The sequence below is a fragment of the Amycolatopsis benzoatilytica AK 16/65 genome, from assembly GCF_000383915.1.
GTDB classification, from domain to species: domain Bacteria; phylum Actinomycetota; class Actinomycetes; order Mycobacteriales; family Pseudonocardiaceae; genus Amycolatopsis; species Amycolatopsis benzoatilytica.
Genome location: NZ_KB912942.1, coordinates 6329292 through 6343854 on the forward strand (window position 1 = coordinate 6329292; position 14563 = coordinate 6343854).

16 protein-coding genes and 1 pseudogene are annotated in these 14563 nt (G+C 70.0%); 8 read left to right on the plus strand and 9 right to left on the minus strand.

All coding sequences use genetic code 11. The features are described from left to right. Window positions 1–262: 262 nt before the first annotated feature. The 6 genes from AMYBE_RS0129320 to AMYBE_RS0129345 all read right to left on the minus strand — a co-directional run bounded on the left by AMYBE_RS0129320 (window position 263) and on the right by AMYBE_RS0129345 (window position 6251). Complete coding sequence (locus AMYBE_RS0129320) at window positions 263–1105, minus strand: DUF4349 domain-containing protein (RefSeq protein ID WP_027928141.1); 843 nt, start codon at window positions 1103–1105, stop codon at window positions 263–265. A gap of 64 nt (window positions 1106–1169) precedes the next feature. Continuing rightward, window positions 1170–1682, minus strand: coding sequence for a type III secretion system chaperone family protein (locus tag AMYBE_RS0129325; protein ID WP_020662964.1), 513 nt, complete (start codon window positions 1680–1682; stop codon window positions 1170–1172). Then, a complete protein-coding gene (gene mshA / locus AMYBE_RS0129330) occupies window positions 1679–2932 on the minus strand; it encodes a D-inositol-3-phosphate glycosyltransferase (RefSeq protein ID WP_034289360.1) in 1254 nt (417 codons plus the stop codon). Before mshA ends, AMYBE_RS0129325 begins: the two co-directional genes overlap by 4 nt. A 50-nt stretch (window positions 2933–2982) precedes the next feature. Then, window positions 2983–3813 carry an alpha/beta fold hydrolase gene (locus tag AMYBE_RS0129335; RefSeq protein WP_020662966.1) on the minus strand — a complete coding sequence of 277 codons (831 nt, stop codon included), beginning with the start codon at window positions 3811–3813 and terminating at the stop codon, window positions 2983–2985. 29 nt (window positions 3814–3842) lie between these two features. Beyond that, window positions 3843–5030, minus strand: coding sequence for a L,D-transpeptidase (locus AMYBE_RS0129340; RefSeq protein WP_020662967.1), 1188 nt, complete (start codon window positions 5028–5030; stop codon window positions 3843–3845). Window positions 5031–5195: 165 nt separating this feature from the next. Then, window positions 5196–6251, minus strand: coding sequence for a UDP-N-acetylmuramate dehydrogenase (locus AMYBE_RS0129345; protein WP_020662968.1), 1056 nt, complete (start codon window positions 6249–6251; stop codon window positions 5196–5198). Window positions 6252–6396: 145 nt separating this feature from the next. Here AMYBE_RS0129345 and AMYBE_RS0129350 point away from each other — a divergent pair, with 145 nt between their 5' ends. The 6 genes and pseudogenes from AMYBE_RS0129350 to AMYBE_RS0129375 all read left to right on the plus strand — a co-directional run bounded on the left by AMYBE_RS0129350 (window position 6397) and on the right by AMYBE_RS0129375 (window position 10230). After that, window positions 6397–6897 carry a DUF2505 domain-containing protein gene (locus tag AMYBE_RS0129350; RefSeq protein WP_020662969.1) on the plus strand — a complete coding sequence of 167 codons (501 nt, stop codon included), beginning with the start codon at window positions 6397–6399 and terminating at the stop codon, window positions 6895–6897. Continuing rightward, a complete protein-coding gene (locus AMYBE_RS0129355) occupies window positions 6876–7676 on the plus strand; it encodes a hypothetical protein (protein WP_020662970.1) in 801 nt (266 codons plus the stop codon). Before AMYBE_RS0129350 ends, AMYBE_RS0129355 begins: the two co-directional genes overlap by 22 nt. 69 nt (window positions 7677–7745) lie before the next feature. After that, window positions 7746–8543, plus strand: coding sequence for a DedA family protein (locus tag AMYBE_RS42485; protein WP_020662971.1), 798 nt, complete (start codon window positions 7746–7748; stop codon window positions 8541–8543). Beyond that, window positions 8476–9051 (plus strand): annotated as a pseudogene (locus AMYBE_RS0129365) (maleylpyruvate isomerase family mycothiol-dependent enzyme); the annotation flags it as partial. The gene AMYBE_RS42485 and the pseudogene AMYBE_RS0129365, both read left to right, overlap by 68 nt. Window positions 9052–9067: 16 nt before the next feature. Then, window positions 9068–9949, plus strand: a complete 882-nt coding sequence (purU, locus tag AMYBE_RS0129370) for a formyltetrahydrofolate deformylase (RefSeq protein ID WP_020662973.1) — start codon at window positions 9068–9070, stop codon at window positions 9947–9949. After that, window positions 9949–10230: a hypothetical protein gene (locus AMYBE_RS0129375; protein WP_020662974.1), complete on the plus strand. Its 282-nt coding sequence runs from the start codon at window positions 9949–9951 to the stop codon at window positions 10228–10230. The genes purU and AMYBE_RS0129375 overlap by 1 nt, the downstream gene beginning before the upstream one ends. A gap of 42 nt (window positions 10231–10272) precedes the next feature. Here the strand turns inward: AMYBE_RS0129375 and AMYBE_RS0129380 are convergent, their stop codons facing one another. Further along, a complete protein-coding gene (locus tag AMYBE_RS0129380) occupies window positions 10273–11322 on the minus strand; it encodes an NAD(P)-dependent alcohol dehydrogenase (RefSeq protein ID WP_020662975.1) in 1050 nt (349 codons plus the stop codon). Window positions 11323–11429: 107 nt separating this feature from the next. Here AMYBE_RS0129380 and AMYBE_RS0129385 point away from each other — a divergent pair, with 107 nt between their 5' ends. Further along, complete coding sequence (locus AMYBE_RS0129385) at window positions 11430–12047, plus strand: TetR/AcrR family transcriptional regulator (RefSeq protein WP_020662976.1); 618 nt, start codon at window positions 11430–11432, stop codon at window positions 12045–12047. A 264-nt stretch (window positions 12048–12311) separates the two neighbouring features. Then, window positions 12312–12968, plus strand: a complete 657-nt coding sequence (locus tag AMYBE_RS0129390; RefSeq protein WP_020662977.1) for a haloacid dehalogenase type II — start codon at window positions 12312–12314, stop codon at window positions 12966–12968. Here the strand turns inward: AMYBE_RS0129390 and AMYBE_RS0129395 are convergent. Together AMYBE_RS0129395 and AMYBE_RS0129400 are read right to left on the minus strand one after the other, a co-directional pair. Then, window positions 12958–13974 (minus strand): NADP-dependent oxidoreductase, encoded by a 1017-nt coding sequence (locus tag AMYBE_RS0129395; RefSeq protein WP_020662978.1) that lies wholly within the window; start codon window positions 13972–13974, stop codon window positions 12958–12960. The genes AMYBE_RS0129390 and AMYBE_RS0129395 overlap by 11 nt on opposite strands. Before the next feature lie 128 nt (window positions 13975–14102). Continuing rightward, window positions 14103–14537 (minus strand): SRPBCC family protein, encoded by a 435-nt coding sequence (locus AMYBE_RS0129400; RefSeq protein WP_020662979.1) that lies wholly within the window; start codon window positions 14535–14537, stop codon window positions 14103–14105. Between the last annotated feature and the right edge of the window lie 26 nt (window positions 14538–14563).

Below are 14563 nucleotides of genomic sequence, written 5' to 3' on the forward strand. Positions count from 1 at the left end.
TAAAGTTCACCCAAACGGAGTAACCAGTAGTCTTGTGATTACTGGTGGATATCTGACAGGTTGAGCATGTCCCGATCAGCCGGATTCCACGCACTCCCCGGCTGAGTCGCGGGCAATGACCGCGGCTCGTCTCCCCCCTGCCGAGCCGCGGCCCGCCGGCCCCGTTGGCATCCCCCTCGTCACCGGGTCTTCGTAGGCGGGACCTGCAGCGGGACGGCTCGAGATCGCGACTCCCCCTCCCTCGAGCCGTTCCGCCAGTCCCTCATTCGGCGAGCCGGGCCTTGCGCCGCCGCCGCAACCACCAGGCCAGCGCGCCGGCCGGCACCCCGAACACCACCACGAACGGCAGCACCACGCCGAGCACACGCACCAGCCCGCCGCAGAAGTCCAGGAACGCGCTCCACCCGGCCGCCAGACCGGAAAGGAAGCCGCCGGACTCCGCGGGCGGCGCGGAGGCGGAGACCGCGAGCGTGACAGTCGCCATCGCGACCTGCCCGGCAAGCGATTTCTGCTGCTGCTCCAACGACTCGAGCGTGGCTTCCCGGCTGGTCAGTTCGCCTTCGACGGTCGCGATCTCGGACACTGTCTGCGCCTTCGCCAGCAACGCGCGCATCCGATCGACGCTCGCGCGCTGGGTCGCCAGCCGCGCGTCCACGTCGATCACCTGCGCCGTCACGTCGTCCGCGCTGACTTCCCGTCGCGTCACCTTGCCCAGCCCGGCGAGCTGGTCGAGCACGCTGTCGAGTTTCTCCGCGGGCACCGACAAGGTCAGCGTCGCCGAGTCCGCGGAAGTGCTTTCCTGCCCGGGATATCCGCCCGCGGCGGTCGCGATCGAGCGCGCGTGCGGCACGACCTCGTCCAGCTTCGCCGCGGTCAGCGACAACCGCGCGCTGCGCGCCAGCTTGCGATCGGTCACCCCTGGCGCGGGTACCGGGGCCGGCACCGCACTCTTGCCCGCGCCGTAGTCCGTGCTCTGCCGCGGGGCCGACCCCGGCACCGGCGCGACCGCGGACTGCGCCCCCGACGACGATTCCGAGTTGCCGCTGCAACCGGCCAGCGCCAGCACCAACCCACAGGCCAGCGCGTATCTCCACCGAATCCGCATTTCCGGTCTCCCTCCAGTCGGCGGGGAGACGGGAGCGGCGTTCAGCGCCGTTGCACGGGTTCGGTCACGACTCGGTCAACCCCGGTTCGTGGTCCGCGGCGGGTTCGGCGAGATGCTTGAACGCCTGCAGGTTCGCCAGCGATTCGCCGCGGGAGACCCGCCAGTCCCACTCCCGCCTGATCGAGCTCGCGAAGCCGATTTCCAGCAGCGAATTGAAATCGCCGTCCGCCGCCTCCAGCACCTGGCCGAGGATCTTGTCCAGTTCGGACTCGGTCACGGTCTCCTTGCCGAACCGGCCGACCAGGTAGATGTCGCCCATGCTGTCCACTGTGTAGTGCACGCCGTAGAGCCGGGCGTTGCGCTGCAACAGGAATCGGTAGACGTCCTCGTGCCGCTCGTCCGGACGACGGCATACGAACGCCTCCACCGAGAACGCGTGGTCGCCGTCCACCAGCCAGCAATTCGTCTGCAGCTTCTTGGTTCCGGGCAGCGTCACGAAGTACTTGCCCTCGCCGCGCCGATCGTACTTGAGCCCGCTCGCGTCCAAAGTAGACTTGATAACCGCGTCCAGGCTCACACCGCCACCTCCGCACGAAGTTCCAGCGCCTGCCGGAACGCTCTGGTCGCCTGAGCATAGATGTCCAGCAACGAATCCGTGGTGCGCCGCCAGGAGAACCGCTGCGCGTGCTGGACCGCGTTGGCGGCCAGTTCCGCCTGCCGGTCCGGCCGCAGCGCGACCGAGGCGAGCGCGTCCGCCCAGTCCGTCGCGCGGTGCGAGGGGACCAGCAGCCCGGAAACCCCGTGCGGAACCGCGACCGGCAGCCCGCCGACCTCCGCGGCCACCACCGGGGTGCCGCATGCCTGCGCTTCGAGCGCCACCAAGCCGAACGACTCGTTGTAGCTGGGCACCGCGACCACATCGGCCGCGCAGAACACCGTGCGCAGCTTCCGTCCCGGCTGCGGCGGCAAGAACCGCACCTGCTCGGTGATGCCCAGCTGCGCGGCCAGCTCGCGCAGCATCTGCGGTTGTTCCAGCCCAGTCCCGGACGGTCCGCCGACCACCAGCACGATCAGCCGCGACGCCAGTTCCGGCCGCCGCCGCAGCATCTCCGCCGCGGCGTGCAGCAGGACGTCCGGTGCCTTCAGCGGCTGGATCCGCCCGGCGAAGGCGAGGACCACCGCGTCCGTCGGCAGCCGCAGCTCGCGCCGCGCGTCCAGCTTCGAACCCGGTGTGAAGCGTTCGAGGTCGACACCCGGCGGCACGGCGTGCACCGCGTGCGGAGCCGCGCCGTACAGGTCGACCAGTTGCCGCGCCTCGACCTGAGTGTTCGCGACCAGGCAGTCCGCCTCGGCGACCACCTGCTCCTCGCCCATCACGCGGGTGCGCGGCTCAGGCTTGTCGCCCTCGGCGAGCAGCGAGTTCTTCACCTTCGCCAGGGTGTGCGCGGTGTGCACGAGCGGCACGCCCCACCGGTCCCGAGCCAACCAGCCGACCTGGCCGGACAGCCAGTAGTGCGAATGGATCAGGTCGTAGTAGCCCGGCTCGTGGAACGCCTCCGCACGCAGCACGCCCGAGGTGAAGGCGCACAGCTGTGCGGGCAGCTCGTCACGCGCCAGCGGCTCGAACGGCCCGGCCGGCACGTGCCGCACCGTCACGCCGGGCGCGAGCTCGGCCAGCGGCGGCTGCTCCGACGAAGTCGCCCGGGTGAACACCTCTACCTCGATGCCGCGTCGCGCCATCTCCTGCGCGGTCTGGCTCACGTAGACGTTCAAGCCGCCCGCGTCGCCGGTGCCCGGCTGCTCGAGCGGGGAGGTGTGCACGGACATGACCGCGATCCGGCGCGGCTCAGCGATGAATCCCTCGAGGGTCACCTTGGTCACTCCTGCTGGTCGGCTGTGTTCCCGGCGAACCGCCGCAGCACGGAGCCGAACTCCTCCGGCTCCTCGACGAACGGCAGATGCCCGGCCCCAACGAACCAACGCAGAACCGCCCCCGGAATCTTCCCGGCGGAAAATTCGGCAGCGCAAGGATCGACCACGCCGTCCGCCGAGCCGTGCACGACCAGCGTCGGCTTGTCGATCGCGGCCAGCACGTCTTCGCTGCCGATCTCGCGGCGGAACAGCGCGCCGCGCACCGACGGCGGCACCGAAAGCGAGCTGCCGAGCATCGCCTGCGCGTACCCGCCGGGCACCTTTTCGCTGGCCTGCGCCCGGGTGAACTCGACCAGCGCCGGGATCGCCGTTTCGGCGTCCTCGGCCAGCGCGGCGGGCAACGCGGCCCGCATCACCGGTCCCGTCTTGCCGCCCTCGCGCTTGCGGCCGATCTCGGTGATCGCGCCCACGAGCACGATGCCGCCCAGCCGTGCGGTGCCGTGCACGCGCAGATAGTCCGCGATCACCAGGCCGCCGTAGGACCAGCCGACCAGGATCGCGTCCGGCCCCGCGAAGTCCAGGACCGCGGCGAGGTCGCCCGCCCACTGCTCCGGGTCGTCGTAGCCGTCGGCGGGCACGTCCGAACAGCCGTGCCCGCGCAGGTCCATGGCGACCAGACGGAAGTTCTCCGCCAGCGCCGGGTCTGCGAACTGACGCGACCAGGCAGCCGCGGACTGAGCCCAGCCGTGCACGAAAACGATCGGACGCGCGTCTTCGGGGCCAGCGACGCGCAGCGCGATGCGCACGCCGCCGGCGCCGGTTACTTCGGTGTTCACGCCTTACTTCGTAGCAGACGGCCAGTGGATCACTTCGCGGCCGAGAGCGACTTCCAGGAGGACCAGTCGTAGAACCAGTCCTTGACGTCCGAACTCGTCGGGCTGCCCAGGTTCGAACCAGTGACCTCGACCGGGTCGCCGATCATCGCCGAGTCGAAGTACGCCTTGGCGTCCGCTTCGAGCAGGTTCACGCAGCCGTGCGAGTTGTTCGTCTTGCCGATCGCGGCCGCATTGTCCTGGTTCTCGTGGATGAACTCGCCGTGGTTGGAGAACCGGCAGGCCCACTTCTTGTTGACGTTGGTGTAGCCGTAGCGCGCGTTGTCGAACACCGCGTGCGGCTCCTTGGACATGATGATGAAGGTGCCGTTCGGGGTGTTGCGGTCGGTCACCGAGTCCAGCCCGTTGGAGCACGGGTAGCTCGCGCTCTCCGCGCCGCCGCGGTAGACCTTCATCACATGGTCCGGGGTGTGGATCTTGACCACCTGGTTGCGGCCGACCTTGAACTTGGTGGTGACGTCGGACTTGCCGTACACGCCGCCGCCGAGGTGCACGCCGTACAGATTGGCCTCGACCTCGACGGTGATGTTGGCCGGCCAGTACTCCTTGGGCCGCCAGTCCACCTGGGTCGGCGAGATCCAGCCCCAGGCCCCCTCGACGTCCTTGCTGGTCTTGATCTTCAGCGCCTTCTCCACCGCGGCCCGGTCCTTCGGGGCGCCGCCCTGGAACTTCACGCTGACCGGCATCGCGACGCCGACCTCGGCGTCGTCGCCCGGGTTGAGCGTGGCGCGCATCTGCTTGGCCGGGCTGATGGTCGCGAACGAGCCCTTGAACTCGGCTTCCCGCTGGTCGGTGCCGGTGGCCTTGGCCGCGTAGGTGTAGTTCTTGCCGTAGCCGAGCGGCTCCGAACTGGTCCACGACAGGCCGTCGGCGGACAGTTCGCCCTTGATCGCGTCGCCGCCCTCGTTGGTGACCTTGACCTCGGTGAGCTTGCCTTCGGTGACCTTGACCACGACCGGCTCTCGCACGTCCGCGTCCTTGGCCCCGGCAGCCGGGGTGGCGGTGATCTTCGCCACCGGTGCGACCGGGGCACCGCCCTTGTCGCCGCCTGCCCCCTGCGGCGTCGCAGTCCCCTCGTTGCTGCTGCTTGAGCACGCGGCGGCCAGCGCCGCCGCGCTCACCGCTGCCACGGCCTTGAACACCGTACGGCGCTCGATCACGGTCCTACCTCCAGTTGTCCCCCGCACCGGCTTCTTCCCACATCACCGCCGGTGAGCGACTCGACGTTACCTGCGAACCGGAAAAATCACTCCTCCCCGGGAGACGTTTCACCCCGGATCCGGTTGCCGCCCGTTTCCTGTCGGTTTGCTGTCAGCTGGGCTGGTTCACAGCGAGCAGTTGACGAGCAGCGGTTCCGGATGCAGCCGCACGCCGAACCGGGCCTCGACCCCGTCGCGGACCTCACGGGCGAGCGCGAGCAGGTCGGCGGTGCTGGCCGCGCCGCGGTTGGTGAGCGCGAGGGTGTGCTTGGTCGACAGCGAGACGCGCTCGCCCGGCCCGGGGTAACCCTTGCCGAAGCCGGCGCGCTCGATCAGCCAGGCGGCGGAGAGCTTCACGCCGCCGTCGGCCGGGTACTGCGGGATCCTGCCCTCGGTGGTTTCGGCGATCTTCTCGATGGTGGCGGCCGCGTCGGACTCCGAGACGATCGGGTTGGTGAAGAACGACCCGGCACTCCAGGTGTCGTGGTCAGCAGGGTCGAGCACCATGCCCTTGCCGCGACGCAGCCCGAGCACCGCCTCGCGAGCCCGCGCGGCGGGGACCTTCGCGTCAGTCTCGACGCCGAGCGTGCGCGCGAGTTCGGCGTACCGGATGGGCGCGGACTGGCCGCTCGGGTCGATCCGGAACCGCACGCTGAGCACGACGCCGCGGTCGGTGCCCTTGAGGATGCTGGTGCGGTAGGCGAAGCCGAGTTCGTCGGCCTTGACGGTGCGGATTTCCTTGGCGGCCCGGTCGTAGAGCTCGACGGAGACGATCGACCCCGCTACCTCGCAGCCGTACGCGCCGACGTTCTGGATCGGCGTCGCGCCGACCGAACCGGGGATGCCGGAGAGGCATTCGAGCCCGCCGAGGCCGCGGTCGACCAGCGCGGCGACGAACGAGTCCCACTCTTGCCCGGCGGCCGCCTCGACGAGGTCGCCCTCGCGGGTCCAGCCGGTGTTGGCGATCCGGATGAGGGTGCCGTCGAAGCCGTCGTCGCCGACGACGAGGTTGGATCCGCCGCCGAGGAGCAGGACGGGCTCACCGGCTTCGTCGGCGGCCCGCACCGCGGCGACCAGTTCGTCCGAGGTGGTCGCGGTGACGAGCCGCCGCACCGGACCGCCGAGGCGGAGGGTGGTGTAGTCGGCGAGGCGGGCCGGGCCAGGCGTTTCAGCGGTGTCCACGAACCTTGACGGTACTGACCGTCTCGACGCCCCCGCCTGCCCGGCCGTCCGTGAAGGGGTCCTTGAGGGAATCTGAGTCCCTCAATGTTCCCTTCACGGACTTCGTGGCAGCGAAGCCCGGCACCCGCCCGGTACTGTCCGGTTCATGGGATCCCGGATCGAGCACCGCGGCCAGTTCGAAGGTTCGCTCGCGGACGTGTTCGCCGCGGTGGCCGGCGAGGAGGCGCTGCGGGCGCGGCTGGTCGCGCTGGGCGGTGACGACGCGAAGCTCCTCTCGTACTTCGCCGAAGGCGACGCAGTGCGGTACGAGCTGCAGCACGGCATCAAGGCCGCCAAGCTGCCGCAGGCCGTACGCGCACTGCACAAGGGCGACATCATCGTGCGCCGCAAGCAGAGCTGGCGGCGAGCGGGCGACGATTACGCCGGGAAGACCGAGGTCGGCGTCGGCGGAGTGCCCGGTGAGATCGGGGCGTCGACGTTCCTCTCGATCATCGACGAAAGGGTCACTTTCCGCACTTCCGGCGAGGTCGTGGTGCGGATTCCGCTGTTCGGCGGACGGATCGAGGAGTTCGTCTCCGAGCAGGTCGTCAACCTGCTGCGGAGCGAGGACGAGTTCACCGCACAGTGGCTGGCCGAGCACGCCTGACCCCGGTGGGCGCCCCGACCCGGGGCACCACCAACCCCAACCGGTTGCGCCGGGTCGATCGCTGGCTGGCCGGCGACCCGTCGGTCACCCGGCTGCTGCGGCGCGGCGACAGTCCGCTGGTCGTCGATCTCGGTTACGGGGCGTCCCCGGTCACCACCGTCGAGCTGGCCCGCTGGCTGGCCCGGGTGCGGCCGGACGTCCGCGTGCTCGGGCTCGAACTCGACCCGGTACGCGTCGCCGCCGCCGAGCGCGCGGCGGATCCGCCCCGGCTGGACTTCCGGCGCGGCGGTTTCGAGCTCGCCGGGACCCGGCCGGTGCTGGTGCGCGCGTTCAACGTGCTCCGGCAGTACGCCGAGGACGAGGTTCCGGGCGCGTGGCAGCTGATGCTCGACGCGATGCCGCCGGACGGCCTGCTGGTCGAGGGCACCTGCGACGAGATCGGCCGGCTGTCCGCCTGGGTGCTTGTCGGGGCCGCCGGGCCGGTCTCGCTGACTCTGTCCGTCCGGCTCGCCGAACTCGACCAACCGTCCACAGTGGCCGAACGCTTGCCGAAGGTTCTCATTCACCGCAACGTTCCTGGCGAGCGTGTGCACGCTCTTCTGTCCACTTTGGACGAATGCTGGGCGGCCGCCGCCCCGCACCGTTCGTTCGGGGTGCGCGCCCGGTGGACCACCGCCGTCGCCATGCTCGCCGCCCGCGGCTGGCCGCTTTCCGGCAACCCGGCTCGGTGGCGGCTCGGCGAGCTGACCGTGCCCTGGGCGAGCGTCGCGCCGCGCTGAACCCTCCTGTTCACCACCCGCACCCCGCTGGGTCACCCTCCGGTGACCTTCGGTGATGACGATGAGCGGGTGGAACTGCTTGAGCACGTCACCGCGCTGATCCGGGGCACCCTCGGCTCGCCCTGGCTGTGGCTGCTCGTGTTCGCGATCGCCGGACTGGACGCGCTGCTGCCGTTCATGCCGAGCGAAACGACCGTCGTGACCGTCGCCGTGCTGGTCGGCCCGGACGCCGGCCGGCTCGCGTTACTGGTCGCCGTCTCCGCTGCCGGGGCCTGGGCCGGCGACTGTCTCGGGTACGCGGTGGGCCGCGCCGCCGGGCCGCGCGCGGTCGGCTGGCTGGAGCGCGGACCGTCCGGGCGGCAACGCTACGAATGGGCTCGCGACCAGGTGCGCCGGCAGGCTCCGCTGCTGATCATCGCCGCGCGATACCTGCCGGGCGGCCGGGTCGCGAGCGCACTGGCCAACGGCAGCCTCGGCTATCCACTGCGCCGGTTCATGCCGCTCGACGCGGCCGGGGCGACGCTCTGGTCGGTGTACAGCGTGCTGATCGGGCTCGCCGGCGGTGCCGCCTTCGCCGACCGTCCGGCGTACGGCTTGCTGCTGTCGTTCCTGCTCGGGCTGGCACTGGTCACCCTGATCGAGTTCGCCCGCCGCGTACGGGCGCGCAGGCTACGGTCGGTTCATGGACGCACCCCGCCTGCTGGAGGCGATCGACATCCACGCCGACCGGATCAAGCTGGCGGTCCTGGCCGCCGGCCCGGACGCATCGGTCCCGAACTGTCCGAAGTGGACAGTACGGGATCTGGTGATACACCTGACGGCGGTGCTCTCCTACACGGTCGCGGCGATCACCGACCGGAACGCTGAGCCGCGGCAGCCCGCCGACTGGGCCGACCTGCTCGGCTGCTGGGACGGCCAGCGGATGGCGGTACGCGAAGCCTTGCGCCGGCCCGCCGACCTCCCGCTGCGCTCGCCGTTCCCGCAGGGCGGCCCGGTCACCGTCGGCGACTGGACCCGCCGGCTCGCGCACGAGTTCGCCATCCACCGGCTCGACGCGGAAAGCGCCCTGCCTGCCCCACCGGCCACCCGTTACACGCCGGCCTTCGCCGAGGACGGCATCGACGAGTTCCTCGCCTTCCTCACCCCTCGCCGCGTCCGGCCCGCCGGCCGCACCGGGGTCGTCCAGGCGAGCACCGGCACCCGCGGCTGGACCGTCCTGCTGCACGCCGACCAGCCGCCCACCCTCGGCGAGGGCACGCCGGACCTCACCCTGACCGGACCGGCCGACGACGTATACCGCGCGTTGTGGGGCCGCCCGAACACCGCCGAAACCGTCGGCGACGCCACCCTTCTGGAACCCCTGACCGCGCCCTGACCAGCGGACGGCGAGAATGGTCGGCGTGTCAGATCCTCAGCGTTACGTGCTCACCTTCGGCTGTCCCGACCGCACCGGCATCATCGCCCGGATCTCGGGCTTCCTCGCCGACCACGGCGGCATGATCGCCGAGGCCGCCTATCACACCGATCCCGACTCGGGCTGGTTCTTCACCCGCCAGGTCGTGAACGCCGATTCGCTGCCGTTCGACGCCGCCGGGCTGCGCGAACGCTTCGCCTCGGTCGCCGACGAACTGTCCGCCGAGTCGAGCTGGCAGGTTCTCGACACCGGGGAGCGCCCGCGCGCGGTGGTGCTGGTCTCGAAGGCCGGACACTGCCTGTACGACCTGCTCGGCCGGGTCGCGTCCGGAGAACTGGACGTCGACATCGCCGCCGTGATCGGCAACCACGATTCGCTCGCGGACATCACCCGCGCGCACGGGATCCCGTTCCATCACGTGCCGTTCCCGGCCGGCGATCCCGAGGGCAAGGCGGCCGCCTTCGCCGAGGTAGCGAAGCTGGTCGACGAACACGACCCGAACGCGATCGTGCTGGCGCGCTTCATGCAGGTGCTGCCCGCCGAACTGTGCGCCGCGTGGGCCGGGCGCGCGCTGAACATCCACCACAGCTTCCTGCCGTCGTTCATCGGCGCGAAGCCGTATCACCAGGCGCACACCCGCGGCGTCAAGCTGGTCGGCGCGACCTGCCATTACGTGACCGCGGACCTGGACGCCGGGCCGATCATCGAACAGGACGTGATCCGGGTCGACCACGGCGATTCGGTGGCCGACCTGGTGCGCAAGGGCCGTGACATCGAAAAGGTCACCCTGGCCCGCGGCCTGCGCTGGCACCTCGAAGGCCGCGTTCTGGTGCACGGCAACAAAACGATGGTGTTCTGATGACCTGGGACCGGATCAAGTTCTGGGGAATGCTTGTCGTGTTCGCCGGTTTGCTGGTCCTCAGCATCGTCTCGCTGAACACGTCCGGCGTGACCTGCGGTGGCCAAGACATGCACGCCGGGGACACCTGCATTACCAGCGGCACCGTCCGCGGCCAGGACGAGCAGGCGTCGGAGAACGGCGGCCGCGACTGGATCGGCGTCGCTATCGGCGGCGTCGGCGTGCTCGGCTACGCGGTGTACGGCGCGTTCCAACTGCGCGACCGGCGCAAGAAGGCGTGAGTGCCGTGGTTCCGGGTTCGCCCCGGAACCACGGCTCGTTTCTCACGCGCCGATCGTCGAAACGTCGATCACGAACCGGTACCGCACGTCGCTGCCCTCGACCCGCGAGTACGCCTCGTTCACCTGGTCCGCGGTGATCTTCTCGATCTCCGCGCCGACCCCGTGCTCGGCGCAGAAGTCCAGCATCTCCTGTGTTTCGGCGATCCCGCCGATCATCGAACCCGCCAGCACGCGGTTGCCGCCGAGCAGGGAGAACACGTTGTACTCCAACGGTTCCCCCGGCGCGCCGACGTTCACCATCGCGCCGCCGACGCGCAGCAGGCTGAGGTAGGCATCGACCGGAAGCTTCGCCGAGACGGTGTTGAGGATGACGTCGAACCGGCCGGCGAGGGTCTGGAAAGTCGACTCGTCGCTGGTCGCGTAGTAGTCCTTCGCACCGAGACGGAGGCCGTCTTCCTGCTTCTTCAAGCTCTGGCTGAGCACCGTGACCTCGGCGCCCATCGCGACCGCCAGCTTCACGGCCATGTGCCCGAGCCCGCCCAGCCCGACGACGGCGACCTTCTTGCCCGGGCCGGCGCCCCACCGGCGCAGCGGAGAGTAGGTCGTGATGCCCGCGCACAGCAGCGGCGCGGCGATGTCCAGGTCGATGCCCTCCGGGATGCGGCAGACGAACGCGTCCTTCACGACGATCTGCTGGCTGTAGCCGCCGTAGGTGTTCTCGCCGTCGAACCCGACTCCGTTGTAGGTCTGCACGTTGCCCTTGACGCAGAACTGCTCGGAGCCCGCCCGGCAGTACTCGCACTCGCCGCAGGAATCGACCATGCAGCCGACCCCGACCCGGTCTCCGACCTGGTACTTGGTGACCGCCGAGCCGACCGCGGCGACCACGCCGGCGATCTCGTGGCCCGGCACCATCGGGAAGATCGCGGTGCCCCAGTCCTGGTTTACCTGGTGCAGGTCGCTGTGGCAGATCCCGGCGTATGCGATGTCGATCAGCACGTCGTCCGGCCGCAGGTCACGGCGCTCGATGGTGGTCGGCGCGAGCGGACCGCCCGGCTGCGCGGCGGCGATGGCGGACGTAGTGGTGGTCATGAATGCCCTCCTGGCACCTCGGAACCGATGTAAGAACCCTCTTACATCGACTAGCGTGGGCCCTGACTTATTCCACCGGGAGACCACGATCGGATGTGACGCGAGCCATGCCGGGCCAGTACCACCACCGCAACCTGCGCGCGGAACTCGTGCGGGTGTCCCTCGAGCTGATCGCGGCGAACGGAGTAGCCGGCTTCTCGGTCGCGGAAGCCGCACGGCGGGCGAAAGTCTCCGCGGCCGCTCCGTACCGGCATTTCCCGGACCGCTCGGCGCTGCTCGCCGCGGTCGCCGCCACCGCCGCGATCCGGCTGCGCGAACTCATCGAGGATGCGGTCACCGGCGAAACCGACGACGGGGCCGCGCTCGCGGTCGTGGCCGCCCTGCACACCCGGTTCCTCATCGACACCCGGATCGGCTTGGACGTCTTCTTCGCCGCCGAACTGGCGGACGCGAAATACGCCGAGCTGCACGACGCCCGGCGCGCGCTGACCGACGTGTCTTTGGTCCGCTGCCTCACCATCGCGCCAGACCCGCTACTGGCGCTGGAGTTGATGGAACAGCTCAACACCCAGGCGCATGGCTACGGCGAATTCTTTCTCAACGGCGTCTACCAGCGGCTCGGCTACCCGGCCGAGCAGGTCGTCGCGAAGTCGCGGCGAGCGGCGCGGATCGTGATCGAGGCATACCGCGCGGGCAGCCCGGCGATCAGCCCGGTGCAGTGGTGACCGCCGAAACCGACGCATGGAGTCCGCGGGCCTCTTGCGGTACTTAGATGCCCTTGCCCCAATGCCACATTGGGTGCATCTGACGCACCCAATGTGGCATTCGGTGCATCTGACGCACCCAATGTGGCATTGGGGGGCGGGGGCCGTTCAGGGAATCGATAGGAGTGGCGCGCGCTTCACCGACGCGGCAGAACTGATCACCGGGCTTGCCTAGCCCGCGGGAAGCGCGCGACGCTGGACCGCGAACCCCCAGCGGGAGGCGTGATGCTCTGCGTGTTCGACGTCAACGAGACCCTGCTCGACCTGTCCGCGCTGGACCGGCTGTTCACCCAGCTCACCGGCACCCCGACGGCCCGGCGAGAGTGGTTCTCGCTGGCGATCCACACCGCGCTCACGGTGACCGCGACCGGCGGCTACCGCGATTTCGCGCAGATCGCCGGTCAAGCCGCGGCTGCAGTCTGCGCGCGGCACGGCCACGAACTCACCGACGCCGAACTGGCGAAGGTCGGCGACGGCCTGCGTTCACTGCCTGCGCACGCGGACGTGGTACCCGGGCTGGACCGGCTGCGCCAGGCCGGGCAGCGGGTCGTCGCGCTCACCAATTCGCCGCTCGCCACCGCCGAGGCGCAGCTGCAGAACGCCGGTCTGGCAACGAAATTCGACCGGATCTTCTCCGCGCAGCAAGTCAGCCGGCTCAAGCCGGCACCGGAGCCGTACCGGCAAGTGCTGCACGCGTACGGAAATCCGGACGCCGCGGTGATGATCGCCGCGCATGATTGGGACATCGCTGGGGCACACGCGGCAGGACTCCGGACCGCGCTGCTCGCGCGTCCCGGAGTCCATCCGCTGCCGGGCGCTCCCGCCGCGACCTACACCGCCGCGACGCTGCCCGAATTGGCCGAGAAAATCGTCAGGAGCTGATCCGGACCAGCATCTTCCCGGTGTTGGCCCCGCTCAGCAGGCCCAGGAACGCCTCCGGCGCGTTGCGGATGCCGTCCACCACGGTCTCCGAGTACTTGATCTCGCCTGCCGCCACCTTCGGGGCGAACTCGGCGACGAAGTCCTTCATCAGGTGCCAGTGGTCGAGCACCAGCAGGCCGCGAATGGTGATCCGCTTCGCGATGATCTGCACCAGGTTGCGCGGCGCGGGCGTCGGCTCGGTGGCGTTGTACTGGGAGATCATCCCGCACACCGCGATCCGGCCGTGCACGTTCATCGAGGCGATCGCGGCTTCCAGGTGCTCGCCGCCGACGTTGTCGAAGTACACGTCGATGCCCTCGGGCGCGGCCGCGGCCAGCTGCTCGGCGACCGGGCCGTCCTTGTAGTTGAACGCCGCGTCGAAGCCGAGCTCCTCGGTCAGGTAGCGGACCTTCTCCGCCGAACCCGCGCTGCCGATCACGCGCTTCGCGCCCTTGAGCCGAGCCAGCTGCCCGACCAGCGAGCCGACCGCTCCGGCCGCGCCGGACACGAAGACGGTGTCGCCCTCCTTGAACTCCGCGCTCACCAGCAGACCGGCGTACGCGGTCAGGCCGGGCATGCCGAGAACCCCGAGGTAGGTCGAAAGCGGCGCGAGCGAACCGTCCACCTTGACCGCGCGGTTGGCGTCGACCACCGCGTGCGTGCGCCAGCCGAGCTGGTGCAGTACGTGATCCCCCGGCTTGAACTGGTCCACGGTGGACTCGACGACCTCGCCGACCGCCCCGCCCTCCATGGCCTCGCCGACCACGAACGGCGCCACGTAGGACTTGGAGTCGTTCATCCGGCCGCGCATCGCCGGGTCGACGCTCATCACCAGATTCCGCACCAGCAGCTGCCCGGGGCCGGGCGTGGGCACCTCGGTGTCGACGACGTCGAAGGTGTCCTGCGTCGGGACGCCGTGCGGGCGGGCGGCGAGCCGGATCTCGGTCGCCGAGGTTGGTGCGTTCACCGTCGAACTCCGTTCGTTCTGAGCTGGATACAACCGGGGCGCACGCCCCGATATCCCGGCCAACGGAGAAACCGGGGCGATGATTCCGATTGTGCCCGGCGGTGTGGCAAGCGCTACAGCGAGATCCCTCAGACGATATCGGCGAGCTTGCCGAGCACCCCGTCGTAGATCTTCTTCAAGCCGCCCGGGGCGAAGGTCTTCTCGAAGAAACCGCCGATGCCGCCCGCGCCGTCCCAGCTGGTCTCGATGCGCACCACGGAACGCTCGCCTGCCGCGACGACCGACCAGGTGGTGACCATGCTGGAGTTCGCGTCGGTCTCGACCAGAGTGCCCGGCGACGGCTCGGTGACCGTGGCCGCGACATCGCGCACCCGCTTGGACGTGGCCTGCAGCTTCCAGCTGGCCTTCGTCCCGGCACCTACGCCGCCTTCGCTGACCTGGTAGTCGCGGTAGTGCTCGGTGAGCAGTTTCGGCCGGGTCTCGGCGTAGTCCGCGACCAGCTCACGCACGCGTTCCACCGGCGCGTCGATCGTGCGCTCCGCGGTGGCCGTGACCTTTCCCATGTCCGTTTCCTCTGCTCTCCTCGGGT

Coding starts and splice junctions, on each gene's coding strand:
- AMYBE_RS0129380 (WP_020662975.1), bottom strand. CDS start 11,322: ATGACCACCACTACGTCCGCCATCGCCGCCGCGCAGCCGGGCGGTCCG.
- AMYBE_RS0129350 (WP_020662969.1), top strand. CDS start 6,397: ATGGGATCCCGGATCGAGCACCGCGGCCAGTTCGAAGGTTCGCTCGCG.
- AMYBE_RS0129400 (WP_020662979.1), bottom strand. CDS start 14,537: ATGGGAAAGGTCACGGCCACCGCGGAGCGCACGATCGACGCGCCGGTG.
- AMYBE_RS0129375 (WP_020662974.1), top strand. CDS start 9,949: ATGACCTGGGACCGGATCAAGTTCTGGGGAATGCTTGTCGTGTTCGCC.
- AMYBE_RS0129385 (WP_020662976.1), top strand. CDS start 11,430: ATGCCGGGCCAGTACCACCACCGCAACCTGCGCGCGGAACTCGTGCGG.
- mshA (WP_034289360.1), bottom strand. CDS start 2,932: ATGTCCGTGCACACCTCCCCGCTCGAGCAGCCGGGCACCGGCGACGCG.
- AMYBE_RS0129390 (WP_020662977.1), top strand. CDS start 12,312: ATGCTCTGCGTGTTCGACGTCAACGAGACCCTGCTCGACCTGTCCGCG.
- purU (WP_020662973.1), top strand. CDS start 9,068: ATGGTCGGCGTGTCAGATCCTCAGCGTTACGTGCTCACCTTCGGCTGT.
- AMYBE_RS0129320 (WP_027928141.1), bottom strand. CDS start 1,105: ATGCGGATTCGGTGGAGATACGCGCTGGCCTGTGGGTTGGTGCTGGCG.